The organism is Acaryochloris marina MBIC11017 (genome assembly GCF_000018105.1).
Lineage (GTDB): Bacteria > Cyanobacteriota > Cyanobacteriia > Thermosynechococcales > Thermosynechococcaceae > Acaryochloris > Acaryochloris marina.
Genome location: NC_009925.1, coordinates 1,049,287 through 1,074,158, shown reverse-complemented (window position 1 = coordinate 1,074,158; position 24,872 = coordinate 1,049,287). Strand labels below are relative to the sequence as shown.

Annotated in this window: 19 protein-coding genes; 9 read left to right on the top strand and 10 right to left on the bottom strand. The window is 45.7% G+C overall.

The features are described from left to right. Positions 1-103 precede the first annotated feature (103 nt). From AM1_RS04895 to AM1_RS04885, 3 genes are all read left to right on the top strand, one after another. Complete coding sequence (locus tag AM1_RS04895) at positions 104-505, top strand: hypothetical protein (RefSeq protein WP_238549165.1); 402 nt, start codon at positions 104-106, stop codon at positions 503-505. Then, complete coding sequence (locus AM1_RS04890) at positions 490-1,110, top strand: hypothetical protein (protein WP_012161692.1); 621 nt, start codon at positions 490-492, stop codon at positions 1,108-1,110. The genes AM1_RS04895 and AM1_RS04890 overlap by 16 nt, the downstream gene beginning before the upstream one ends. Before the next feature lie 155 nt (positions 1,111-1,265). Beyond that, on the top strand, positions 1,266-2,435 hold the full coding sequence (locus AM1_RS04885) for a response regulator (RefSeq protein ID WP_012161691.1): 1,170 nt from the start codon (positions 1,266-1,268) through the stop codon (positions 2,433-2,435). A 17-nt stretch (positions 2,436-2,452) separates the two neighbouring features. On the opposite strand, the gene AM1_RS43890 is transcribed toward AM1_RS04885, so the two are convergent. From AM1_RS43890 to argJ, 4 genes are all read right to left on the bottom strand, one after another. Next, positions 2,453-2,581 carry a hypothetical protein gene (locus AM1_RS43890; RefSeq protein WP_012161690.1) on the bottom strand — a complete coding sequence of 43 codons (129 nt, stop codon included), beginning with the start codon at positions 2,579-2,581 and terminating at the stop codon, positions 2,453-2,455. 20 nt (positions 2,582-2,601) lie between these two features. Beyond that, positions 2,602-2,964, bottom strand: a complete 363-nt coding sequence (locus AM1_RS04880; protein WP_012161689.1) for a DUF6717 family protein — start codon at positions 2,962-2,964, stop codon at positions 2,602-2,604. A gap of 17 nt (positions 2,965-2,981) precedes the next feature. After that, positions 2,982-3,884 (bottom strand): nucleotidyltransferase domain-containing protein, encoded by a 903-nt coding sequence (locus tag AM1_RS04875; protein ID WP_012161688.1) that lies wholly within the window; start codon positions 3,882-3,884, stop codon positions 2,982-2,984. A gap of 119 nt (positions 3,885-4,003) precedes the next feature. Next, a complete protein-coding gene (argJ, locus tag AM1_RS04870; RefSeq protein ID WP_012161687.1) occupies positions 4,004-5,221 on the bottom strand; it encodes a bifunctional glutamate N-acetyltransferase/amino-acid acetyltransferase ArgJ in 1,218 nt (405 codons plus the stop codon). A 212-nt stretch (positions 5,222-5,433) separates the two neighbouring features. On the opposite strand from argJ, the gene AM1_RS04865 reads away from it, so the two are divergent. Continuing rightward, entirely contained in the window at positions 5,434-6,357 is a 924-nt protein-coding gene (locus AM1_RS04865) for a class I SAM-dependent methyltransferase (RefSeq protein ID WP_012161686.1), read from the top strand. Positions 6,358-6,919: 562 nt separating this feature from the next. Then, complete coding sequence (locus tag AM1_RS04860) at positions 6,920-9,799, top strand: two-partner secretion domain-containing protein (RefSeq protein WP_012161685.1); 2,880 nt, start codon at positions 6,920-6,922, stop codon at positions 9,797-9,799. On the opposite strand, the gene AM1_RS04855 is transcribed toward AM1_RS04860, so the two are convergent. Continuing rightward, entirely contained in the window at positions 9,796-10,731 is a 936-nt protein-coding gene (locus tag AM1_RS04855; RefSeq protein ID WP_012161684.1) for an isoaspartyl peptidase/L-asparaginase family protein, read from the bottom strand. The two genes, AM1_RS04860 and AM1_RS04855, sit on opposite strands and share 4 nt — an antisense overlap. A gap of 161 nt (positions 10,732-10,892) precedes the next feature. After that, positions 10,893-11,987 carry an ATP-grasp domain-containing protein gene (locus AM1_RS04850; RefSeq protein WP_012161683.1) on the bottom strand — a complete coding sequence of 365 codons (1,095 nt, stop codon included), beginning with the start codon at positions 11,985-11,987 and terminating at the stop codon, positions 10,893-10,895. Between the two features lie 760 nt (positions 11,988-12,747). Between AM1_RS04850 and AM1_RS04845 the strand changes: the two genes are divergently transcribed. The 3 genes from AM1_RS04845 (at position 12,748) to AM1_RS04835 (ending at position 17,825) form a co-directional block, all read left to right on the top strand. Further along, positions 12,748-13,902 (top strand): ATP-grasp domain-containing protein, encoded by a 1,155-nt coding sequence (locus AM1_RS04845; protein ID WP_012161682.1) that lies wholly within the window; start codon positions 12,748-12,750, stop codon positions 13,900-13,902. A 274-nt stretch (positions 13,903-14,176) separates the two neighbouring features. After that, complete coding sequence (locus AM1_RS04840) at positions 14,177-14,827, top strand: MarC family protein (RefSeq protein WP_012161681.1); 651 nt, start codon at positions 14,177-14,179, stop codon at positions 14,825-14,827. Positions 14,828-15,032: 205 nt separating this feature from the next. Continuing rightward, entirely contained in the window at positions 15,033-17,825 is a 2,793-nt protein-coding gene (locus AM1_RS04835; protein ID WP_012161680.1) for a sensor histidine kinase, read from the top strand. Here AM1_RS04835 and secA read toward each other — a convergent pair. The 4 genes from secA to psbD all read right to left on the bottom strand — a co-directional run bounded on the left by secA (position 17,822) and on the right by psbD (position 23,623). After that, positions 17,822-20,611: a preprotein translocase subunit SecA gene (gene secA / locus AM1_RS04830; RefSeq protein ID WP_012161679.1), complete on the bottom strand. Its 2,790-nt coding sequence runs from the start codon at positions 20,609-20,611 to the stop codon at positions 17,822-17,824. The two genes, AM1_RS04835 and secA, sit on opposite strands and share 4 nt — an antisense overlap. A gap of 205 nt (positions 20,612-20,816) precedes the next feature. Then, entirely contained in the window at positions 20,817-21,002 is a 186-nt protein-coding gene (locus tag AM1_RS04825; protein WP_010477213.1) for a PCP reductase family protein, read from the bottom strand. A 187-nt stretch (positions 21,003-21,189) separates the two neighbouring features. After that, positions 21,190-22,620 (bottom strand): photosystem II reaction center protein CP43, encoded by a 1,431-nt coding sequence (gene psbC, locus AM1_RS04820; protein ID WP_085945229.1) that lies wholly within the window; start codon positions 22,618-22,620, stop codon positions 21,190-21,192. Further along, entirely contained in the window at positions 22,568-23,623 is a 1,056-nt protein-coding gene (gene psbD, locus AM1_RS04815) for a photosystem II D2 protein (photosystem q(a) protein) (RefSeq protein ID WP_010471451.1), read from the bottom strand. Before psbD ends, psbC begins: the two co-directional genes overlap by 53 nt. Positions 23,624-24,221: 598 nt before the next feature. On the opposite strand from psbD, the gene AM1_RS04810 reads away from it, so the two are divergent. Beyond that, a complete protein-coding gene (locus tag AM1_RS04810; protein WP_010477216.1) occupies positions 24,222-24,785 on the top strand; it encodes a photosystem I assembly protein Ycf4 in 564 nt (187 codons plus the stop codon). Positions 24,786-24,872: the final 87 nt, after the last annotated feature.

Genomic DNA, 24,872 nt, shown 5'->3' with positions numbered 1-24,872 from the left:
TATCAGTCAAGGCTAAGAATAACTGCAACAAAAATATATCAAGTGTTCTCGAACAAATCCAACAGGAAATTATTCCGAAATTATACTGAGGTTAATCATTAAATTGGTTTTTATTCTAGTAAAAGATAAATATTTTTATTCTGAAATTCAATCTAGAGAAAAATATTTTTCCTACATCTCTATCGTATTCAAAAAACGGATGCAAGAAAACATAGGACAAAGTGATCAAATTGCCCTAAGCAATAATTCAGTCTTTAACAAGCATAAAAACTCTTTTATTTCTCAATTCTTACAGTTTTCGAGTAGTGTCTCTGCCGTTGCCGGAGGAGTCATCCTCTCTTCAAATACCCCAGTAAGCAAATATGGTTTTATCCTTTTGGCACTGAGTTCAAGTCAAATCTTTATCTCTAGCTCGATGACTGGCAATAAGGGATTAATGATGTATTCTGCATCGCTCTTTGTTTTTGTAGACTGTCTCGGAATTTATCGATGGTTGCTGCACTAAATCTGATGGAGGAAAAAGTAACGTCTAAAAATACTTTTTCAAAAAAACACAAACAGGCATTTAAGTCAGACATATGCGCTTTGACCGCCGATTCTGATATTGGCTGGATGAAGCTTGGAGACGCCTATCAACAATTCGTTAAAGATCAACAGGCTGATATTCCTCTCTCAATTTGGCTTATCGAAAATCCAAACAGCCCTATCGCTCTACCAGGAAGTGTCGATCTGAAAGGACATGACTACATACATCTCCTGCTTAATCGAGGTATGTCGCTATTCGACGAGGCTTTTGTGATTGGCTATACCATGGGAAATTGTGTAAAGGTAGGCAGTCACCATATCTACGCATATAAGCTTTTTTCTAAACTGTTCTTCCCCCAGCCGTATCAGTTTAATGCGCTGCATCGAAGAGCCTTTGATTTTGGTTTTATGTATGGGAGAAAAGTTAGATTTAAAAATATCCATAAAGTCCATTTCGAAGACTATAGTGATCAATCTATTCACGATTTACGCATCCATTTCGGCATAAATCTTCAGGAAATCAACTGTTTATGGAATGCTGAGCAAATTTTATTAGAACCGCCCCCTGCCTGTGTAGCGATTTAGGTAGGCCAATTATTCCCCAATGACTTTATCTAAAATACTCTCTCATTGCCAGGATATTTAAATAAATGAGAGACAAGTGAGTTCCCGTTGATAGATAGCCCTATCAATCTTTTATCGCTGTATAAATTCCCAGATCTCTGGTCATTAACGAACATATGAGTCACTCTAATTCTTTCTCCTTTAGAAAACAGGAATTTGTTACCCAAATTTTGGCAGCTATTCAATCCTCTCAAAATGGATATTGGCAATTTAATTTTTCCAACTCAAGTCAGATTCACAATCAGGCAGCTTACCTCGGTGTAAATCATGCCGGTACTTTATGTTATGCAGGCAGTCATCGACTGAGTGGAGAGTCATTTCTTAGAACGGTCAAACGGTTTAATTATTCAGCTCGTCAAGAAAAATATAAGCCTTATTTTTCAGAATGGGCGACCAAGCTTGAGCAGGGAAATAGTTCCATTTGCACAGTTATGACTGACATGCTCTTGAAGCGAGTGATTACGCCTAAGGAATTAAGGCAAGCACTCAAACATAAAATTCTGATTCACTTTGATACATTCTTAAATGCTGGTCAGGGGGCAGCCCATTTTCTGCCAGATGAGCAGCTCAGTTCCATTGATCCGCTATTAGGATTCTCTGGTCATGAAATCCTTAGTGAAGGATTACTCCGCCAAAAAAAATGGGAACAACTCAAGTCATTCATTCTTTCAATGGACGGCATTCCCGTTGTTAATCAAAAAAAAGTCAGTGAGACAGAATTATCTCCTTTAGAGAAAAAATGGTTTGACCGAATATCCAAACATCACAAATCGCTGGAGGAAATTTCGGTTGCCCTTGGTAAAGACCCCTTGGAAATCGCCTCCATCTTTTCCCAATGGGTGCAACGTGATCTGGTTGAGATAGAACGACCAATGCAATCAGATTGTGCACCTATCATGATTATTGATGATTCCCCCATACTGATTAAGCAATTCGAGCATCTAGTTAAAGTGTTAGGGCATCAGGTTATCGCTTGCCAAGAGTCTGAGCGAGCTGTCGATAAAATTCAGCAAGTCAAGCCATCGATGATATTTATTGATATCAATATGCCTGGCATTACCGGATTTGAATTGGTCAAACGGATTCGTCAGCAAAACAGAATTTCTACTATCCCACTCGTCATTTTGACTGGAGAGCAGAAGCTATCTAACAAGTGGCGGGCTCAGTGGAGTGGGTGCGAGTTTTTGACGAAGCCCTTGGGGATAGCTGAGATCAAATCCTTCCAGTCCCAGCTAAAAGATTTGATTCAGCAGTTTGTGGAAGGGCAACAGCTCCTAGCCGCCTAGTTAATAGGTACGTCTTATCAATCTAGTGAGGGTAGATTCCCCGCTGCTTGCAGCGAAGAAATGGGATTGTAATCCAAATCTACGGTTTGGGAGCAAATCGTATTCCATACCCCGTCTGCTTGCAGCGGGGCAGTTGATTCTGTCATTTTGGTGCTGAACCAGCACCTCAAGCATCGCACTGGAATAACTTCGCCTCAGCTTGGCAAAAGAGTTGGGGCGGCGCATCGGCAAAGTATTTAAACAGGGCTGGACAGAGCCACCCTTCCATTTCCTCCGCCGACCAGCGATACCAATGACCTCCAAATTCTTGCCGCAGCCAGTCTAGCTGAGCTTGATACCCCGGAAAAGGAGTTTGAGCAAAGATCAGCTTGAATCCTTGCTCAGCTTTAGGAATATCGACCACCAACCGATCGATCATTTGGGGAATACCACTAACAAAGGGTTCCTGCACTAATCCCGCTTGCGGATCGTCAAATACCCACATCTCTTCATATCGATAAGGGGCAATTACCATAATTGAATTTGCCATTGCTAGCTCTCCTTGTCTTACACCATGCTTCGTCGCGCTTCGATCAAAAAAGCATTGGCTTGTTCATAGTTAGGCCGTTCTGGTAGCTGGGTGTGAGCAAAAGCCTGCTCGAACTCCCGATGGAGCTGCAGCCGCCACTGATCCACCTGGGGCCAAGTCCAGTCCTCGTATTTTATCCCTAGCAGACGTTCACGATAGTCGCTCATATCGACGGGGACAAACCCTTCCTTGAGGACGGTAATCCCAGACAAGAGCAGCCGAATTAGATGCATAGCATGCTTCCAGCGGATATGGCCTTTGGACCGTAAATCCTGCTCCATTTTTTTGAACTGGGAGAGGGCATAGCCGTTGTAGGTTTGATAGACCAACCGGGATAAAAACATAGTGCGATGGTTCAGCAGCGTTTGTGCCAGGGGCGTTGCCGTTTCAATTAGGGGGGAATAGAGACATTCCAGAACATTGGGATTGGCTTTTAGGGCCAACAAGATAAACTTCTGCAATTCCCAATAGCATTCTTGAGCGGGTTTATCCTCAATCTGCTCGGGAATTCCGTACAGAGACCAATGCAAGGGGGCTGGGGGGAGATAGATACCTCTGCGATCGCAATCGGAATACTCGTCATCTAAACCATAAGCTCGTGAACCGACCACACAGCGATAAATCACATAATCTTGCAGGTTGTAGTCTGCCAAAAAGTCGGGAAACCCTTGAGTCTGATACTGTTTACGCAGGCTAAACTGATGCCGCTGTAAATATAAACAGCGGCCATCGGCCAATTCAATTTCATAGGAATGGGAATTATCCGTGGGGGCTTTGACAATCTTGCCAACAGCTCCTGCGAGACAGACACCTGACTCAGTATTAACATCGACCCGGCTGACCACTTGGGTACCCACCGGCACAATCAAATGGGGTTGCATGGTCTTGTGAAACTAAACGGTATGGCTACCCATCATCTACGAAAATGAGCAGAGCTTAATCGTAGTATGTGTAATACAAAACGGCCAGTCCTTTAGGTATTCAACATTCCATTAAAGCTTTAGGTCGTATATTCAGCATTGATTTTGACGTAGTCATAGCTCAAATCACAGCCCCAAGCTTTGCCCATCCCAGCTCCATCACCGACGCTAACCTGAATCATCACCGGATCTTGATGGAGATATTGGCTAGCCGCCTCTCGATCAAACGCTTGGGGAGTGCCATGATGCATCAGGACGAAATCCCCCAACTGAATATGGAGCTGGGTCGCATCAAAATCTACCCCTGCCCGACCTGCCGCCATCGCGATTCGGCCCCAATTGGGGTCACGGCCAAACACCGCCGATTTCACTAACATCGACCCGGCAATGGTTTTGGCAATCTTTTGGGCGCTCGCTTCATCAGTTGCCCCCTGGACTTGCACTTCAATTAGACAAGTCGCCCCTTCTCCATCTCGGGCAATTTTTTGTGCCAACTGCTTACAAACTTCCGTCACCAGAGCTTCCACTTGCTCGGCTTCAGGGCTGGGACCCTGAATGGCTGGAGCGGCAGATTGGCCATTCGCTAGGGCTAACAGCATATCGTTGGTACTGGTATCTCCATCCACCGTGACTTGATTAAAACTGCGATCTGCAGCTCGCCCAATCATTAGCTGCCATAACGTCGGTTCCACCTGAGCATCACAGGTGACAAACACTAACAAGGTCGCCATGTCAGGATGAATCATGCCAGAACCTTTGGCGATACCCCCTACTCGAACTGGCTGCCCACCAATGTGAGTTTCCAAAGCAATGGTTTTTGGCACTAAGTCAGTGGTCATAATCGCCTGGGCGGCTTGATCAGACCCTTCAGTGGAAAGCTGCCCCACCAGTTGAGGCATCGCCGCCTCCACCTTATCAATCGGGATTTGTTCACCAATTACCCCAGTCGAAGCAATCAGAATGGCTTCCGGAGTCAGTCCCAAGGTTTGGGCCGCGCTCTTTGCTTGTGCGATCGCAATGGCGTCTCCCTGGGGGCCTGTTCCCGCATTTGCCTGGCCAGAATTGCACAAAATTGCCTGAATCTCGGTTGGACCGGTTTGGATCCGGTCCTGGCTATAGGTCACACAAGCAGCTTTGACCCGATTGGTCGTAAAGACCCCAGCTCCATGGGCTTTGACATCGGACACAATCAGAGCCAAATCTTTTGCCCCTGATGGCTTTAAGCCTGTTGCCATACCTGCTGCGCGGTATCCCTGGGGAGCGGTCACCCCGCCTGGAATGGTCTGCCAATCTGCCATTACTTTTCCTTACCCCCATTAGGTACTGCATCAGCAAGCATCGTCAACGGGCCTGCGTCGCCCTATTTTAATGGGCATCAAGGGTGGGTTTCAAGCCAGCATCAGCTCAACCCAAGCAGTTTTAGGACACAGGTTTTGACTCAATTTCGGGGGCGTTGTTTGTCATAATGAGGCTATTCCTGTTCATTTCCATATAGAAATCGTTTTAAAAAATGACTGCTGCTTCCCCCCAAGCACCCCGACTTGCGTCTCGCGTCGTCAATGGTCTCTTAGCCATCAAGCCGCTGGCTAACTTTGCTAAGTTCCAAGCCCGCAAAATGATGATTGAGCGGGCAGAGTCAATCGGAGTGCCCTGGCGAAAACGAGCCTCATCCCTTATGGATCGGGGATTAGACGTGTGGGAAGCAGAGCGACAAGCCATTCAAACCCCCGATTTGGACTATCCAAACTATTACGTGGTTTCCTTCCATGCTTACGAGTCAGGAAACTTAAGTTGGGAAGCGGCGACAGAAGTAGAAGTGGCCTCCTATGCTGCCCATGCCCGAATTTGGCCGGAGGCGGGTGCCAAGGGGGATAGCCGCTTGCGCCAGAGCTACCACGCGGTGATGCAGGAGAAAATTGCAACAGCCCCCAAAGATATTTTGGATATGGGCTGTAGTGTTGGTTTAAGTACCTTAGCACTGCAAGAGACCTATCCAGAAGCTCGGTTAACGGGGTTGGACTTGTCACCGTATTTTTTGGCGATCGCAAACCACAATACCCCCGCCAATGACTCTCTCCAGTGGATTCACCGCGCTGCAGAAGAGACTAGCTTACCGGATAACAGTTTTGATTTAGTCTCCATTTGCCTGGTCTGTCACGAGTTACCCCGCACAGCCATCTGTAATATTTTTGCCGAAGCCCATCGCCTGTTGCGGCCCCAAGGGCATTTAGCCATTATGGATATGAATCCCAACTCCGATATCCATCGCAAGCTGCCCCCCTATGTGCTGACCCTCCTCAAGAGTACTGAGCCCTACCTCGACGACTACTTCACCTTTGATATTCAGCAAGCTTTTGTTGAGGCCGGTTTCCAACAGCCCTCTCTCACTTGCAACAGTCCTCGTCACCGCACCCTGATTGCCCAGGTGAAATAATTAATTCTCTGCTTATATCTAATCCAGCACGCTAGCTTCCGCATTCTCAGGCTGAAGCTAGCGTGCTGGCGTTAATTAATTCACTAGAGTCATTTTATCTTAAATTAGATGAAATTCATGAATTTTTAGCATGAAATTACTTATTTGTTTTTTGTATGTTCATAAATTAAATTTTATTTTTTCGTTAATTATCAATAGATATTTTAGCTATTCACAAAATACTATTTCACGATTCACTCATTTAAATTAATTTACTGAAATAAATGCAGAGATGGCTATTAAGAACCTGTATTCCTAATTTTATATATAAATCAATTGGTATTTCTATTCATAGCTAATGCAAAGACTATTTTAAAAATAAAAAAGCTTCAATAAATATCGATTTTCTTAACTTTTATTACGGCTTGAATAAAGTCATAATCCTGGGCTGAAAAGTAATTGTTGCAGCCTAGTAATCCCTTTGAACCGTGAACCTGGCTTGAGGCCCAATTTTGTTTATTTGAGAAAGCATCAATCCTGGACAGCCCTACCTATCGTTAAGATCCGATATCTCATAGGTGGAATGCTTCCCCTGCGCTTGTTGGCCCCTCACCCTCTCCAGGCCCAGATCATTCCCGACCAAACCCTACCAATTAATTCCCAGGTCACGGCCAATGGCAACAATATTTTTATTGAAGGTGGAACAACTGCAGGGAACAATCTCTTTCATAGTTTTGAGGAATTTTCTCTAACCAATACCAATCAAGCGACGTTCAATTCTGTTCCTGCCATCGACAACATCATTGGTCGAGTTACCGGAAACTCCATATCCAATATTGATGGCGTTATCAAAGTAAATAGCAACGCTAACTTACTGTTTCTCAATTCCAATGGCATCATCTTTGGTCCCAATTCCAGCCTGGATATTGGTGGCTCATTTCTTGCTAGCACTGCAGTTGGCGTTCAGTTTCAAGACGGCAGTGTACTGAGTACGGCTAATCCACAACCGCCACCCCTCTTAACCATTTCTAGACCAACGGGGCTTCTGTTCAATGGAACCCAATCTGGACGGATTATGGTGCGGGGCACATTAGCCCTCCCACCCAGTCAAACCCTAGCTCTAGTAGGCCGTAATGTTCAATTTAACGGCGGCACAGCCATCGTAGAATCTGGACGGATTGAAGTGGGTAGCGTCAGTAGAGGCTCTGTCACCCTTTCTCCCTCTGCAATTGGATGGAATCTAAAGTACAACCAGGTTCAGGCCTTTAGCGATATTCAGTTGCTGTCAGAATCGGCCCTATTAAATCCCAATGTGGTTAGCAATCCTTTTGGAGGGATTCAAATTCAGGGCCGTCACATCCGTCTCAACCAGTCTGAAGTTCGAGCCCAAACGTTGGCCGATCAACCTGGCGCAGATATCAATGTCCAAGCCAGTCAATCCCTAGAGATTGGCGGTGAAGTAGATAGCTTCTTTCCCTTTAGTTCCTGGATTGCAACTGTGGTTGAAAGAGGGGCACAAGGCAAAGGCGGACGTATCCGTGTAGATGCCCCTAACCTATCCATACGCGATGGAGGGCGTATTCAGACCCTAAGTATCGGCAATGGCAGATCTGGAAATGTGTTGATCAATGCCGACACCCTCTTTTTAAGTGGAGCAGCATCCCCCACCGTCAATACCAGACGAGAGTTTGGCAATAATCTCAATACTCGTATTTCCAGCGAAAATTTCGGCCCAGGAGAAGGAGGCCGAATCGATGTTAATACAGGCTCATTAACCCTTCTGGATGGTGGCAGAATTACAACTGTTGTGGGCCCTTTTACCTTGGGTAACGGTGGCGATATTGCAGTCAATGCCTCTCAGTTCATCTTTGCCAAAGAGGTCAATCCTTTTGCGATCGATTCTGTGAGCAACATCTCGACGATCACATTTGGCTTCGGTGATGCGGGCAATGTCAACGTTTCAACTCAGCGATTACATCTCGTCAATGGTGCACAAATTAGTACGAGAGGCATCAAAATTTCTTTCGGCAATCAAGGGTTTACCCCAGGTGCAGGCAATGTCGGCAATGTAACCGTTAAAGCGGATCAGGCAATCACTGTTACTGGTGCCTCTCAGTTGGCTCCAGACTTTATCAGCTTTTTAGGAAGCATCACCAACGGGACAGGAAAGGGTGGTGATGTTTCCATCTTGACTCAAAATCTCACGGTTGAAGATGGAGGCAGCCTTTCATCTGCCGTATTTTCCTCTTCCATTAATTCCGGCCCACTGCCACCGAATATTGGAGAGGGGAATGGCGGCAATCTCACAATTGATGCCGCTAAAGTCAACGTCATTGGTATCAACAACAGTCCATTTAATCCTTCACCCAGTATCTTAGGTACGTTCACATTAGGTCCAGGTAATGCTGGCAATACCACCATCAACACGCAGCATTTGAAAGTCTTAGAGGGGGGACAGATCAACACTGGCACATTAGCCAGTGGTAACGCGGGTAGATTATTTATCAATGCCACAAAATCGGTGTTAGTAAAGGGTCGAGCCACCAATAACCTCCCAGCTCAAATCGCATCAAACACTTTGGTTCTCAATGAGGCTACTCGTAATGCGTTCTTTCTCCCCTCTCAACCCACAGGCAATACAGGAGAAGTCACCATTCAATCGCAACACATAACCCTCGCGGATGGGGGGCGTATTGGTGTGCAGCATATTGGTAGCGGTAATGCTGGTGGGTTAAGCATCACAGCCGATTCTGTTTTATTAAATAATCAAGGAGCAATTATTGCAGAAACTGCTTCAGGTGAAGGTGGCAACTTAAATCTCACGGTCAAGGACATCTTGCAATTACGGAACAATAGCCTCATTTCCACAGAATCCGAAGGACTCGGGAATGGTGGCAATATTAATATCAACACTCAATTCCTGATTGCTTCTCCCTTCGAAAACAGCGATATTATTGCCAACGCCTTTGATGGAGATGGTGGGAACATTACCATCAGCACTCAAGGTATTTTCGGTTTTGCGTCTCGCGACACAGTCACCCCTTTCAGCGATATTACAGCCAGCTCTCAACAAGGAATTAATGGTGTTATCGAAATCAATAGCCCTGAAGTAGATCCTAGCCAGAGCCTAGTGGAGCTACCTGCTGTCGTTCCACCACTAGAAAACATTGTCCAAGGCTGCCGACCTGGACAAACATTGGGTGGTAGTTCTTTTACCCATATTGGTCGCGGAGGACTTCCTTCGGGGCCAGGTCGATACTTAACCCCCCATACGGTATGGCAAGATCTCAGACCGAACCATTCAGCGCATCTGAGTGCTGTGCACGATCATCCAAACAATTCTGCCATAGTTAAACCCCCCATCCAGATTGTTGAAGCAAAAGGATGGACTCAGGATGCGCAAGGCCGTATTTATTTAACGGCCCAAACGACTTCCAGCAGACCGCATGGAACAGGCTGCTAGGTCAATTGAAAATGGGAATCACCCCCATGCTCAATCCAACCATAAATCATGCCGGAGGTGGAGTGGCCAGCACCACATCTGCCTTCGGCATCAATAACGATCACGCCCCCCAAACCTTTGACCTTGGATACTAAATACGCCATGCCAGCCTCAGCAGCCTGAGCAGCAGTCAGAGATTGGAAGAGAATATGGTCTGAAATCGTTTTGGCAAGCACAGTCCGCATAAACTGCTCTCCATATCCCGTTGCCGAAACTGCACAGGTCTCATTGTCCGCAAATACGCCAGCACCAATAATCGGCGAGTCGCCCACACGCCCCCATCGCTTATTAACAATGCCCCCCGTTGAGGTGGCTGCCGCTAAATTGCCTTCCAAGTCAAAGGCTGTCGCGCCTACGGTTCCAAACTTGCGTTGGGGTTCCTGCTCAATATCTTCATGATCCAGCACCATCTTGCCCGCCTTTTTGGCTTCTTGAAACTGTTTCACGCGCGCTTCAATCACAAAATACTCATCAGGTAAGCATTCCACGCCCCATAATTCAGCGAACTCCATGGCACCATGGCCCACCAGCATTACATGCTCGCTTTTTTTGAGTACTAGGCGGGCAAGAGAAATTGGGTTCTTGATATTTTTGATGCCTGTGATTGCACCTGCAGCCAAATCTTGACCATTCATAATGGCCGCATCCATCTCTACTTCGCCATACTCATTGAGGACGGATCCGCGTCCAGCGTTGTACAGCGGATCATCTTCTAACAAGCTGACACAATGCTCTACCACATTTAGAGCAAGCTCCCCCTGCTGCAGCTTTTGGCGTCCCTGCTCCAAAATGCCATTGATACTTTGGGCAAAGTCCTCTTCACTGCCCTCGGCTTGAATATGTTGTAGGGCACCAGCGCCCCCATGAATCATTAAGGAGTAGGTAGAAGACATGATGGGGGAGAACGGGAGACTAAAAGGGTATCACTTGATTCCATATACAAGATCGCCACAAGGATAATCCTCACTTGGGATCCATAGACAGAATCTGTTGCCAAGCTTGAATCCTATTCTCGCAACAAATGGCTGGTCTAGACTATATTTATCTCGCCCCCTCAAAGTCGCTGCTTTAGCTGTTCTCTCAAACGGTTTTGCTGCTCTGGCGATCCGGCAAGTAGGATGACCAGTTTACCAATCAAGATACTGCCCCAATTCACAATTACAATCCCCTGCTGAGTATGGGAGTTGTACTCAATATCCGTTAAATCGACCTGTTGTAAAGAGCGGGCTGAGGTGATGAAGGTTTCACTGGTCCAGCTCGTAATATTGAGTTTCCGAGCAATTCCCGTGGGATAAGAAGCCCCATTAAACCGAGGATTACATTCAATGGCTAAATAGCGAGGCCCTTCTTCATGCTCAGCTACGGCAACATCAAAGGCAAAAATATCCTTCATGCCTTGTTGTGCCATCCATTGGGCCATGGGTTCAACCACATCCCAGGGCTGATGATGAGTGGGATAGCGATTACCGCTATGGGCACAACCATCTAGAATTTGTTCGGAAGCAGCCAAGGGCTCTACCCCTTCAGCTGTCACTTGGTATTGCAAATTCAAAAAACTGATGGCTTGGACCTCTTCTTGAATTTGGAACGGCATATAGTCTGGCAGCCCTTGTAAAGCCGATAGGAGATGCGGCTCATCTTCACACCGCACAATACCCACACCATCCACCGATATAGAGGGTTTGAGATAACAGGGATAAGGAATATCTGCGTCCAGGTCGATGGCTGACTTATCATCAAAACACAAGGTTTGGGGCACGGTAACCCCCAAGGTATGGGCCAAGTCCATAAAGTTGTTCTTGGAATTCACATAATCCACCACGCCATACCAATTTTGGTCTAACTGCCGACATTGTTCGGCGTAGGAACTCTCATGATTAACCGCATCACCAAAGTAAAAAACAGATCGCTCTAGTTCAGGATTCTCGGCAATTCGACTGAGGGAAACGTCCCAAACCACCTGATGCGTGTGATGGAGGCCAATGCGATGATAGTGCTCCGTGATTGCCCGCCATTCTGATTTCAGTTCTGGGTGCAGTTGAATGACATCATCGGGTTCCGTCAACCCCAGCACCCGCCCGGAATACAGATAGTTACCCTGTACCTGCTCATGGGTGCAGTTCATAATGTCATGATTGAAAATTCTCATACCGTGTGTTTCTCCGTTAGGTTCAGTGGGGATTGGGGTGAGATCGCACCATCAATACGACAATCCAAAATTTCTTAAATTCATCCCATAGCTAAAGGGAAAATAAAACATGGATGGCATCAGCATTCAATCAGCCCATTAAGAAATAACAAACTAAAAGCGGTTAACTGATTTAAATATTCAAAAAAGCAAAAAATATGCAAAAAATGCATTAAGACTGATATTGATATTCATGAAGCGATCATATGCAATATAAAAAGATTCTTTCTGCATTGATTAAACAATAGCACAGACATTATTTATTTCATTTATACAAAGTTAATGATCTCTGAAGAAGACAGTTATTTTAAATATTTCAAAAGTTCTAACGATATCTTTATTTGGATTAATAAATAGCTGTAATTTACTTCTAGAAGGGAACTTAGAGGGAGATTACAGCTTCTCTGGTCGTTAGATAGAGACGTTTGCCCCCCTGGTTATTGATGAGTTGAGAGAACACATTTTTGATTTGAATATGCTGTTTCTGCATGATTAGAAGTTTGGTGCATCGCTTTTAATGGATCAATGGCTTTGCAGGTAAAATATCAAGGTTAATAAAAGTATAAATTCCAAGGAAAAGTTGTTGATGAGTTAGCAAATTAGATTACCCTTCTCTAGGGTGAGGATAAAAAATTTTATCCTCCCATTACCTAACATCGTTTACAGAAAGATGCGGTTTGAAGTGTCTTTCTAAGACTTGCTAGCCTTTCTAGAGAATGGAATGAAAATATTTAATCACGACATTCAGACCAGTACCCATGAAGCTGTTGGAGGTACTCACCTTTACTCAGGTAGAGTGCTTGGACTTTCTGGACAAGACGATATTGTCCAAATCCATCCAGCACTGAAATCAGAATGGGGGGCTATCTGTGCTCATTATTTGCAGGTTGGCTTAAGTCATTCTCAGAACGTGGTTTGGGATCTATCTCTAGATCATTTGCAATGTAAAGGCTATGAGCCTTCTGTCTATTTATTTGGTGATGCTGTCCATAAAAGTAGTGCCCATGCAAAGCTCTTTCGGGCCATGGATGCATCCTGGTTTCAGGTAGTTGAATTTATCAACTCCAAAAATAATTTTATGCACCTGGCTCAGACCCTAAATATGGCGGTTCCCTCTACGGCCTGTTTTCATAGTGCTGAGGCGATTCCATCTCTAGATAGGTTCGCTTATCCTTGCTATTTCAAACCGTCTGTCTCTGACAGTGGCTTTGGTATTGTCCGTTGTACCAGCTCTAGACAGCTATCCGCCACCCTGCTGGAATTGGGGAATCAGATTCCCTTTCAAGTGCAAGTAGAAGTTGCCACCTCAACCTTTATCAATCTTCAGTATCAAATCACAGAAAATGGGGTAAGACACCTATTAGCCTCCGAACAAATTTTGAATGGCTGTGTGCATGGTGGTAACCGCTATCCCACCATGCATCAACCTTGGTCATTGTTCGATCCGATGGCTGAATGGCTAGCTCAGCAAGGTATGAAAGGGGTGTTCGCCTTTGATGCAGCAGTAATACAAAATGGCTCAGCAATGGAATATTTAGCCATCGAATGCAACCCGCGATTTAACGGGTCTTCCTATCCAACCTTGATTGCTGAAAAATTAGGCATTCCCCAATGGAGCTGCGAAACGTTTGAAACTCACCATCATTCTTTGGCAGATATTGATCTGAAGGGGTTAGAGTTCGAGCCTCAGACTGGGACCGGAATTATTTTAATCAACTGGGGAACGGTTCTGGTCGGTAAAATCAGTGTTTTACTCGCAGGCACCATCGAACAGCAGGCTACCCTAAAGCAGCACCTGCAGCAACGCCTAGTTGATCCAAAGCAGTTATCCATCTCCACAAAAGCCCTCGCGGATTGGGAACCTGCCCGAATTTAGGGTTGCTTGAGTTACCAATATTTCTTCTGCATGGCACCGAGCTTTGCAGGGATTCCATTGCGACTGTGAGAAGATAAATAAAGTTAGCTTTATATCCCTCAGTCTTCTTTCAAAACTAAGTTTGTAGACTGAGATTGCTGACAATTAGAAGGATAGAGTCTATGGTCTGTAATGGATTGAACTATACGTCCTAGGAGAGAATCGGGTTGCGATCGCAACTCGCACCGTAGATTTACCTTAATCCACAGAACCGTTAGCGAGGACTATCCATATTGTGTTTGACTTGCCAGAATATCTGAAATTAGTGGCGGGTCTCGCATCAATCGTTAATCCTGTGGGTGTCATCCCTATTTTCCTAAGCTTGACAGAGGGGCAAGGCTCTAGCCAAAGGCGTCTTATTGCCTTTCAATCCTCAATTGCTTTAAGTATTGTTCTGTTAGTGGCTCTTGTCGCCGGAGAAGCCATTCTCAGCTTTTTTAGCATTAGCCTACCGTCCTTCCGAGTCGCAGGAGGCTTATTAATACTGCTAACAGCATTATCCATGTTACGGGCAGAAACCATCGAATCACGCCAACTCACAGAAACAGGTACCGTCGATCCGAATGAACCACCGACATTACCGGATGCTCCTGTTGCCGTTGTCCCCATTGCCATTCCTCTACTCGGCGGCCCTGGTGCCATCAGTACCGTCATTGTTTATGCGCATACCCAGGAATCTATAGAACATACCATTCTCGTTGGTTTAGCAATTCTGAGTGTCTCTGTAATTGCCTTGGTGGGATTACTCATTGCCCCTCTAATGGATACTGTGATGGGTAAAACAGGTATGAATGTGATTAGTCGGGTCATGGGATTAATCATCACCGCTATTTCCATCGAGTTCATTGCCGATGGTGTCAAAGAACTCCTACCTGGATTAGGCTAACAAGAGTGAGTATCGATTCCTAAAGCTTTCAAGTGCACCTGCATCAAAGCATTGGCCATTACTAGCTGATCTGCAAAAATCAAAATTTTTTATCTGATTGTTAGAGTTTGCTAGTGATTAGGCAACACTAGGGGATGACGAGACCAAGACACTCTGGTTTAGCACCACCATTGTGTCAATTCTTGCAGCCCTCTAGGCTTACTTTATGATTCAAAGAGCAGGACGATCCAGCCCAGAACAACTTGTAAGAATCCAGACTTTGATAGAAGGATTACTGGATCATGATCAGCTTGAGTCTTTAGTAGATAGTGCCTTAACGTTTTTGAAATCCGAGTTGGACTACCCACTATTGTGGATTGCCCAGTACGACGCTAACCAATCCGAATTGATTGGTTTAAGTGGTGGTTTACCCCAGGCCGATTCCACCGCTTTTAGTCAGCGCTATCCTGTCCTTCCAGGAGATTTGTTCGATCAAGCCTTACTGACCCGAAATCCCATCGAGGTGATGAATCTCCAAGAAGAAGGTCGGGTTGGTAAATGGCAAAAACTTGCTCAACGGTTTGATATTCAAGGGGCTATTCTTTACCCCATCCAATACCGGAAAGAATGTGTAGGCATTCTATTGTTAGGTTCTGTCCATTGGGGCAGAAATCCACGCACCGAAGAAAGTACTTTACTCTCCCTATTAACTCACTCCCTAGGGGCAGCCTTCAATCGATTGAGCCAGGAGGCAATTGAGCCTGTTTCGACACCAGCCCAACCCCTAGCACACCTCATTAATCAGATGAGTGTCCTAACGGATTGGGATGAACGGGTCAATGTCATTTTGAAATCAACACAGCAGGCCATTGATCCCACCTTTACTGGTTTGTATTGGTTAGATTTAGAAGAAAATAATTGCACTTTAAAAGTAACTTATCAACCTGGCCAGGGTAGTCGCTTAGGTCGAGCACGCCCGATTAAAGCACAAGTTCAGATTGCTGAAATTGAACCTTTTTGTCAAGCCTTATCCGCAGGTCAGATGATATCGGTCAGCGAAAGCCAAGGTACTGTGAATGCCAAAGTTCCATTGCGCTTAATGCAACAAACTAAATCTCGGTCTTTTCTCTGCGCACCCATTATGGGGAATGGACATCTGATGGGATTTCTGTCAGCCGAGGGCAAAGAACCGCGAGTATGGCAAGAACAAGAAAAGAACTTTATCCAAGCCTCAGCTCAGTTAATGGGTTTATCGGCTTTTAACCCTGTCGGGGATAACCCCATCCCAGCCTCCTCCCAAACCCAGTCTTTGATGGGACAATTCACTCAATTGATGGTTGAATCCACGGATTGGCCTAGAACGATTAAAAAGGTTTCAGAACATCTATGTCGGCATTTACACACCCAACGACTTTTACTCCTGAGCCAGGATGAGCAAACAGGTGGCTTCCGTATTGAATATCAGTATCACAGCCCCAAACTTCGGCCTTTATCAGAGTCCTTACATCCTTTAAGTGATGTGGATAGACGGATGTTAGAGCGCAACATCGGTGCGATCTCCATCTCAGATCTTGAAGAAGACCTACGATTCTTGGCATGGCGAGAGTCACTGATCAAGCAGGGATTGCGTTCTCTTCTGCTTTGCCGCACGGTAGCCAATAGTTCAACCCCCCAAACGATCCTTGTATTAGGCAATCATCGAACCCGTACTTGGAAGCCCAAAGAAATTGAATTTTTACAGGAGTTTGCCCAAACCCTTGGTACTTTTGAGCAAAAACAGCGCGATTATATTCTTCAGCAATCCCAGCTTAAGCAATATGACCTAGCCCACAATGGTCTGCAAACCCTATTAAAAATAGAAGATCCTACCCAACTCATCACTTCTGGTATCGAACTGATTACCCATATTTTTGATGGGCCTCTCGCTGCAGGCATATTGTGGATCCCTGGCCATACCCAAGGAAAAATTGTCTCCTGCCATGCAACATCACCCGAATTTACCATCGCAGATGACGAAATGATTCAATTGGATCAAGATCCGCTTTTTACGGAACTATTGCATTCGCCGGATCAACTCTCTAACCCATCTGAGTCCATCATTAAAATAACGGCCAAAAACATCGCTCCGGAAACTCGCATTTGGTTAAATGGTCCTGGGGTCACCCAAGTCCTAGTCATACCCTTGCGATCACCCGATTCTCCGACTCCTCTGGGTGCTATTGTCCTCGGCACTTCTGAAAATTTCCGTTATAAGACTACAGAACTACAGCTGGTACAAACTCTAGTTCAGCAGTTGGGCAGTCGTTACCGATATCTGCGAGAAACCAACTTACTGCAGCGACAATGGATGAGTTTGGAAAGTTTAACTTGGTATAAAAACCGTTTACTAGAAACAAACTTAAGCCAGCTTTCCGATTTACAATCCCCTCCAGCATCATCCCAAGACGAGTCCATAGAGATTCAGCGCGACTCACACCAAGCAGCAATCGCGTCCCTCAATACCTTATTCAAGACTGAAGATTGGCAACTCAGCCTCGCCCAAGATTCGATTCCCCTGGCTAGTATCCTGCGGCGCTGCATGGAACTGATAGAACCCCTGGTTCAATCCAGACAATTATGGACCCAGATCCATAATCTGACATCCAATACCACTCTTACAGGAACCAGCAATAAGTTAGAGCTTGTACTTTACGAATTATTGGTAGGGGCTTGCCATCGCTCGAAACCAGGGGATCGGATTGATATTTGGTGTCGCCTCATCAATGCCAAATGGGTTGAACTTTCCATCACCGATCAGGGACAACTTCACCCTAAATTCATCCAAGACTTTCAATCCGCAAAAACCCGGGATTTATTATTACCCAGCCTATTAGATAAAGGGCCTGGACGCCATTTAAACGCCTGCCAATCCATCATCGAACTTTTAGGGGGACGCATGGAGATTGCCCAGCTCGAAGACGGGAGAATTCTCAGTAGGCTGACCTTACCTCAACAGATGAAAGGGAACAGGTCTAACTAGGCTACTTCAGAAGGTTCAGGCTGCCGTTGTGGTCGGAATTGGAAGAGAGAGTAAACCACATTACGACGAATCGCAGTCATCATATCCAAAAAGACTTCATACCCTTCACTTTTATACTCAATCAGCGGATCTTGCTGACCATAGCCGCGAAGCCCAACCGCCTCTCGCAATGCATCCATCTGCTGCAGGTGCTCGCGCCAAAGCATATCAATCTGCTGCAAGATGAAAAATCGTTCCGCCTGACGCATCAAGGTCGGTTCCATCTCGTTGACCTCTGACTCTTTCTGGTCATAGGCAATACGGACCTGCTCCCGCAAGAACATCTTCATTTCTGGCATGGACAGATCAGCAATATGGCTGGCTTCCAAATCCTCCAGCAAATAGACAAACTCCTTGGTCTTGTCCACTAATTGCTCTAAATTCCATTCTTCAGGGGGTAGCTCTGGATTGACATAGGCTTCAACAATGTCATCCATCGTCTGTTCAGCATATTCAATGACCCGCTCTTTCAGATCTTCACCTTCCAAGACCCGTCGACGCTCAGCATAAATTGCCCGTCGCTGATTATTCATCACCTCATCATATTCAAAAACTTGTTTCCGAATATCGTAGTAGTAGGTTTCAACCTTCTTTTGGGCATTTTCTAAGCTGCTCGTCAAGATGCGAGACTCAATGGGCATATCTTCTTCAACCCGAAAAGCATTCATCAAGCCCGCAACCCGGTCACCGCCGAAAATACGCAAGAGATTGTCCTGCAAACTCAAGAAGAAGCGGGTTGAACCTGGATCACCCTGACGACCTGCTCGGCCTCTCAACTGGTTATCAATGCGACGAGAGTCATGTCTTTCTGTACCAATCACATGAAGCCCCCCTCGTTCTACAACCTTGTCATGCTCTTTGCTGGTGAACGCTTCATATTCTTCCAGAATCAGGTTGTAGACTTCTCTTAATTTCTGAATAACGGGGTCGTCGGTAGGCGCCTTTTCAGAAGCAACCGCCATTAAATCTTCGGCTTGTAATTCAGGCAAACTCTGTTCACCATATTGCTTAACCGCCGCGTTTACAGCTTCTTTCAATAAAGATTCAGCGTCCTTAGAAATAGTGGTGGGGAAGATTTCGGGTGACACCTTCCAGGTTTTTCTCTGCATTCCCTTTTGCTGACCGTCTCCACCAAACCCTTGGCTGCCAGCCTCAGGCAGCTTGACCTGCATCATGGACAACGGGTTATCATCTTCGGGTTGAACAATTCGGGGCATCAAATACTCTCGTACCTTGAGACGCGCCATATATTCGGCATTACCGCCCAAGATGATATCCGTTCCTCGACCCGCCATATTTGTGGCAATGGTCACTCGGCCCTCTCGACCTGCCTGAGCCACAATCTCTGATTCCCGCTCAACATTCTCTGGTTTCGCATTCAAGAGGTTATGCGGGATGTTGCGTTCCAAAAGAAGCTTTGACAATACCTCGGATTTCTCAACACTCGTGGTTCCTACCAAGATGGGGCGTCCAACTTCGTACATATCAGCACATTCATTGGCAACGGCTAACCACTTTGCTTCTTCACTCTTGTAGACCACATCAGAGATGTCTTGCCGTTGATTAGAGCGATTAGTCGGTACAATCGTGACTTCTAACTTATAAATTTTTTCAAATTCAGCTTCTTCTGTCTTAGCTGTACCCGTCATCCCTGCCAACTTGTCATAAAGCAAGAATAAATTTTGATAGGTAATCGTGGCTAAAGTCTGTGTCTCATTCTGGATCTCAACTTTTTCCTTGGCCTCAATTGCTTGATGGAGGCCATCACTCCATCGCCGCCCTGGCATCACCCGACCCGTAAACTCATCGACAATGACAATTTCATCATTACGAACGATGTAATTAACGTCGTTAATGAATAGTTCTTTGGCTTTAATAGCATTGAACACATAGTGAGCCCAGGGATCCTCAGGATCAAATAGATCGCTAACTCCTAAGATTTTCTCTGCTTCAACAAAGCCTTCATCCGTCAAAATAACGTTGCGAGCCTTTTCATCCACCTCGTAATGCTCTTCGGGTTGCAAAGCATTGGCAACTTTAGAGGCATCTAAATATTTTTCCGTTGGTCGCTCAACCTGACCCGAAATAATTAGAGGAGTTCGTGCTTCATCAATTAGAACAGAATCCACCTCATCAATGACGCAATAATTGAGGGGCCGCTGAACAACCTCCTCGATGGAAGTTGACATATTATCCCGTAGATAGTCGAAGCCAATCTCACTATTGGTCCCATAGGTGATGTCGCAAGCATAATTTTTCTTGCGCTCTGTCGGAGACATGGACTGCTGAATCAGCCCTACACTCAACCCCAAGAATCGATGAACCTGCCCCATCCATTCCGCATCTCGTCTGGCCAGATAATCGTTCACCGTAATAGCATGAACTCCCTTGCCAGTTAGAGCATTTAGATATGCTGGCAAGGTTGATACTAGCGTTTTACCTTCGCCAGTTTTCATTTCTGCAATTTGGCCATCATGCAGAATCATCCCGCCTAGAAGCTGAACGTCAAAGTGGCGCATGCCTAATACTCGCTTGGATGCCTCTCTCACGACGGCAAACGTTTCTGGCAAAAGATCATCCAAGGTCTCACCATTTTTCAGGCGCTCTTTGAACTCATCAGTTTTTGCTCTTAATTCCTGATCTGAGAGAACCTCTACTTCTTCTTCAAGGAGATTGATTTCAACCACATCGGGTTGGTACTTTTTGAGCTTTCGCTTATTCGGGTCGCCCAATAATGTTTTAAGCATGGTTCTAGATAGTAGAGTTCAATCCAATCAGAAATAAATATTTTGTTTCACCCATTGGGTAAGGTGTTGATCGCCATCAATCAGGATACTTAAGCTCATTAATCTAACGATTACCGTCTTAAATACCCTTATAGCTTTGATTCTTATCAAATAATGGCATGTTTGTTTACGCCATATATAGTCGATACACAAGTAACTAACTGCATTATTGACCAAATTCTAGACGGGCTAGCTCGACCAACTCTACAGTGACAACATCCAAATTTGATTCTCGAGCAATCGCTTCAATCTTTTGTCTTGCTTGGGATCTTGCAAAAAACGGAATATTTTTGAGTTTCGCTTCTGCAGTGGAAGTCCATTGGAGTAGATCAGTCAAGTCAGACTCGCGCATTGTCTCCAGCACCTCTTGGGAGAATTCCTTTATTTATTTTAAATCCTAAACAACTTTAGATGTTGGTCTAGCTTGTTTATCTGTTGAAGTTAGCAACGAAAATACTCATAAGAAAGCCCCTCCTATTTTAGGCAGGGGCTTTCTTGCCGATATTACTCAGCTAGTTATCAAAGTTACTAAAGATAACTTAGTCAACTGATGTAGCGTCGATATCAGGCAGAGATAGTGCGTATTCTGTCTTCCGCTCAATGCCCTTCTCGAAACCAGCAGCAGCAGCCCGGGCGCGGCCGGAGTGCCAAATATGGCCAACAAAGAAGAAGAACGCAAGGCAGAAATGTGAAGTGGATAACCAAGAACGGGGAGAAACATAGTTCACCGAGTTGATCTCAGTTGCCACACCACCTACAGAGTTCAATGCACCCAAAGGAGCATGAGTCATGTACTCAGCCGCACGACGAGCTTGCCAAGGCTGAATATCATTTCTGAGCTTGTTGAGGTCCAAACCGTTGGGTCCACGAAGGGGCTCCAACCAAGGTCCACGGAAATCCCAGAAACGCATGGTCTCACCACCGAAGATGATCTCACCAGAAGGAGAACGCATCAGATACTTACCAAGACCTGTAGGACCTTGGGCAGAAGCGATGTTCGCCCCTAACCTTTGGTCACGAATCAAAAAGGTCATTGCCTGAGCCTGAGAAGCTTCAGCAGCAGTAGGACCGTAGAATTCACTGGGGTAAACAGTGTTGTTAAACCAGACATAACCCACAGCAATCATGCCACACATGTAAAGGGCACCCAAGCTGTAGGAGAGATAGGCTTCACCAGACCAGACATAGGCTCGGCGAACCCAACCCCAAGGCTTAACAAGAATGTGGAAAACGCCACCGAAGATGTAGTGAACACCTACGAGAAGGTGACCACCTACAACGTCTTCTAGGTTGTTAACACTAACGATCCAGCCACCTTCTCCCCAGGGAGATCGGGTAATGTAACCCAGGAAAGTACCTAAGTTCCAAGTTGGGTTAGTAATCAGGCGAACATTTCCACCACCAGGAGCCCAGGGATCATAAAGACCGCCAAAGAACATGGCTTTTGCAGCAAAAGCAAGAGCACCAATTCCGAGGAAGATTAAGTGAATCCCCAGGATCTGCATCATCTTTTCTTTGTCTTCCCAGTCATACCCCCACCAATCAGAGTAATCCTCAAACTTAGCAGGGCCTCTGAATGTGTGGTAAAGGCCACCAAAACCGAGGACAGCAGAAGCAATTAGGTGAATTGCACCAATCACAAAATAAGGATAAGTGCTAATAACTTCACCACCAGGTCCAACACCAAAACCTTCAGCGGCTAGGTGAGCAAGCAGGATGCTGCCTTGCTCGTACATAGGCTTTTCAGGAATGAAGTGAGAGACTTCAAACAAAGTCATTGCACCAGCCCAGAAGGTAATCATTCCAGCATGGGCAATGTGGGCACCAGTTAGCTGACCAGATAGATCAGTTAATCGTGCATTTCCAGCCCACCAGCCATAGCCAGTGGTTGCGCGGTCATAACCAGCCGCAGACGGATTAAAGGGCGTTTCCACGTGGTAGAACCTCCTCAGGGAAGATGAAGTTTTCATGGATTTGGTCTTGGGGTGCCATCCAAGCGCGCAGACCTTCATTCAAGAGAATGTTCTTGGTGTAGAAGGTTTCGAACTCAGGGTCTTCAGCAGCCCGGATTTCCTGGCTAACGAAGTCATAAGCACGCATGTTGAGAGCGATACCCACGAGGCCAATGGCAGAAGCCCATAGACCAGTCACAGGAACGAACAACATGAAAAAGTGCAACCAACGCTTGTTGGAAAAGGCAATCCCGAAAATCTGAGACCAGAATCGGTTAGCAGTGACCATGGAGTAGGTCTCTTCTGCTTGGGTCGGAGTGAACGCAGCAAATGTATTGGCGTCTTGACCGTCTTCAAACAAGGTGTTCTCAACAGTGGCTCCGTGAATGGCGCACAACAGCGCACCACCCAAAATACCTGCAACACCCATCATGTGGAAGGGGTTGAGGGTTAGGTTGTGGAAACCTTGAGCAAATAACAAGAATCGGAAGATGCTTGTTACACCCCAGCTAGGTGCAAAGAACCAGCTGGATTGGCCCAAAGGATACATCAAAAAGACGGAAACATACACGGCGATAGGACCGCTGAAGGCAACTGCGTTGTAAGGACGCACGCCGACTAGACGGGCAATCTCGAATTGACGCAGCATGAAGCCGATCAAGCCGAAGACACCATGTAATGTGGTGAAGTTCCACAATCCACCCAGCTGACACCAGCGGGTGAAGTCACCTTGAGCTTCGGGTCCCCAAAGTAGAAGTAGGGAGTGGCCGAGGCTGTCGGCGGGAGTGGATACAGCAACGGTCAAGAAGTTAGCCCCTTCTAGGTAGGAGCTAGCAAGACCGTGGGTGTACCAGGAAGTTACGAAAGTTGTGCCGGTAAACCATCCCCCGATGGATAGAAACGCACAGGGGAAAAGTAGGATACCTGACCAACCAATAAAGACGAACCGATCACGCTTAAGCCAGTCGTCGAGGACGTCAAACCATCCTCGCTCCTGGGCGCGTCCGACTGCTATGGTCATGGAAATAAACCCTCTTGATCTAACTTAAAAATTGCAAGGCCGCAAAATTTTCTTTCGAACCTTGTGAGGTTTCTCAGAAACCGGACTAAGGAATCGAGAGTTTGGGTTCTGGGAATTAATAGTGTAAATCGCCCTAGAACCTCAACCTACACCTCTTCATAACCAAATGTTATAGAGATCATTCACTAAATGTAACAGAGATTCGTCAGAAAATGTAGCGGCTACAAAGGCACTTCCACAGAGGTTTAGCCACCTCACGTGCAATGTTGAGTACAAAACTTTACCTACCTCAACCATCGGTTTTTTGGGGGTTGGCTCCCCAAATGACTGTCCATCAACTAGGCCTTAAGAGAAGTAAAGTTATGTAGGGCTACTGAAATAAAACTTCATATATTGAATTGACCACTTTATCGATCTCATCAAATTTATATATAACGCTAGTAGTATCTGGATGTGACAGCAAGCGTGCTTGCAATTGGGAACCTAGGAATAGATTCTTAGGAGTCAGCTATAGCCTCATCAATTGTTGAGCTGGACAGCTTATACTCATATATCAGTGCTCATCATTAGTTTAGGAATCACAAGAACTTATCCGACCATGACCACACAGAAACTATTAGATAAGCAAACTTTGCGTTACGAAGTTCTTGGGACTCGCCGGTTTAGCAATTACATGATCGCGACGATGGTCTCCATTGGAGGGGTTGGTTTTTTCTTAGCTGGTCTTTCTAGCTATTTCAAAGTCGATCTCCTGCCAACTGGTAATGCTGTTGATCTAATTTTTATCCCTCAAGGCATCGCTCTTTCCTTCTACGGTACTTGTGGTTTACTGCTCGCAACCTACTTATGGCTAACCATAAGCTGGAACGTCGGAGCCGGTTTTAATGAATTCAGTCAAGATTCTGGTAAATTTCGACTCTTTCGTTGGGGCCGCCCAGGCAAGAACCGAAAAGTTGAGCAAACATACCCTTTAGAGAATATTCAATCCGTCCAGATCAAGATCCGTGAGGGACTCAATCCCCAACGGACCATCTATCTGAGAATCAAAGGGCGTAATGATATTCCTCTCACCCGAGCGGGGCAACCTATGGCTCTGGACAAAATTGAGAATCAAGCAGCTGAGATCGCTCGTTTCTTGGGCGTTCCCATGGAAGGTTTGTAAAACCCAAAAATGTAGTGTATTGACTCCTTATGCTTCACTCAACTAAAGCTATCAGCTTCTTCAGATCATTTTGGGTGATGGTACTCG

Excerpts from the sequence above, each read along its gene's own strand:
- psbD (WP_010471451.1), bottom strand. The coding sequence starts at position 23,623 with ATGACCATAGCAGTCGGACGCGCCCAGGAGCGAGGATGGTTTGACGTC.
- AM1_RS04885 (WP_012161691.1), top strand. The coding sequence starts at position 1,266 with ATGAGTCACTCTAATTCTTTCTCCTTTAGAAAACAGGAATTTGTTACC.
- AM1_RS04810 (WP_010477216.1), top strand. The coding sequence starts at position 24,222 with ATGACCACACAGAAACTATTAGATAAGCAAACTTTGCGTTACGAAGTT.
- AM1_RS04855 (WP_012161684.1), bottom strand. The coding sequence starts at position 10,731 with ATGTCTTCTACCTACTCCTTAATGATTCATGGGGGCGCTGGTGCCCTA.
- AM1_RS04875 (WP_012161688.1), bottom strand. The coding sequence starts at position 3,884 with ATGCAACCCCATTTGATTGTGCCGGTGGGTACCCAAGTGGTCAGCCGG.
- AM1_RS04835 (WP_012161680.1), top strand. The coding sequence starts at position 15,033 with ATGATTCAAAGAGCAGGACGATCCAGCCCAGAACAACTTGTAAGAATC.
- AM1_RS04845 (WP_012161682.1), top strand. The coding sequence starts at position 12,748 with ATGAAAATATTTAATCACGACATTCAGACCAGTACCCATGAAGCTGTT.
- AM1_RS04825 (WP_010477213.1), bottom strand. The coding sequence starts at position 21,002 with ATGCGCGAGTCTGACTTGACTGATCTACTCCAATGGACTTCCACTGCA.
- secA (WP_012161679.1), bottom strand. The coding sequence starts at position 20,611 with ATGCTTAAAACATTATTGGGCGACCCGAATAAGCGAAAGCTCAAAAAG.
- AM1_RS04850 (WP_012161683.1), bottom strand. The coding sequence starts at position 11,987 with ATGAGAATTTTCAATCATGACATTATGAACTGCACCCATGAGCAGGTA.
- AM1_RS04865 (WP_012161686.1), top strand. The coding sequence starts at position 5,434 with ATGACTGCTGCTTCCCCCCAAGCACCCCGACTTGCGTCTCGCGTCGTC.
- psbC (WP_085945229.1), bottom strand. The coding sequence starts at position 22,620 with ATGAAAACTTCATCTTCCCTGAGGAGGTTCTACCACGTGGAAACGCCC.
- AM1_RS04890 (WP_012161692.1), top strand. The coding sequence starts at position 490 with ATGGTTGCTGCACTAAATCTGATGGAGGAAAAAGTAACGTCTAAAAAT.
- AM1_RS43890 (WP_012161690.1), bottom strand. The coding sequence starts at position 2,581 with ATGACAGAATCAACTGCCCCGCTGCAAGCAGACGGGGTATGGAATACG.
- AM1_RS04880 (WP_012161689.1), bottom strand. The coding sequence starts at position 2,964 with ATGGCAAATTCAATTATGGTAATTGCCCCTTATCGATATGAAGAGATG.
- AM1_RS04860 (WP_012161685.1), top strand. The coding sequence starts at position 6,920 with ATGCTTCCCCTGCGCTTGTTGGCCCCTCACCCTCTCCAGGCCCAGATC.
- argJ (WP_012161687.1), bottom strand. The coding sequence starts at position 5,221 with ATGGCAGATTGGCAGACCATTCCAGGCGGGGTGACCGCTCCCCAGGGA.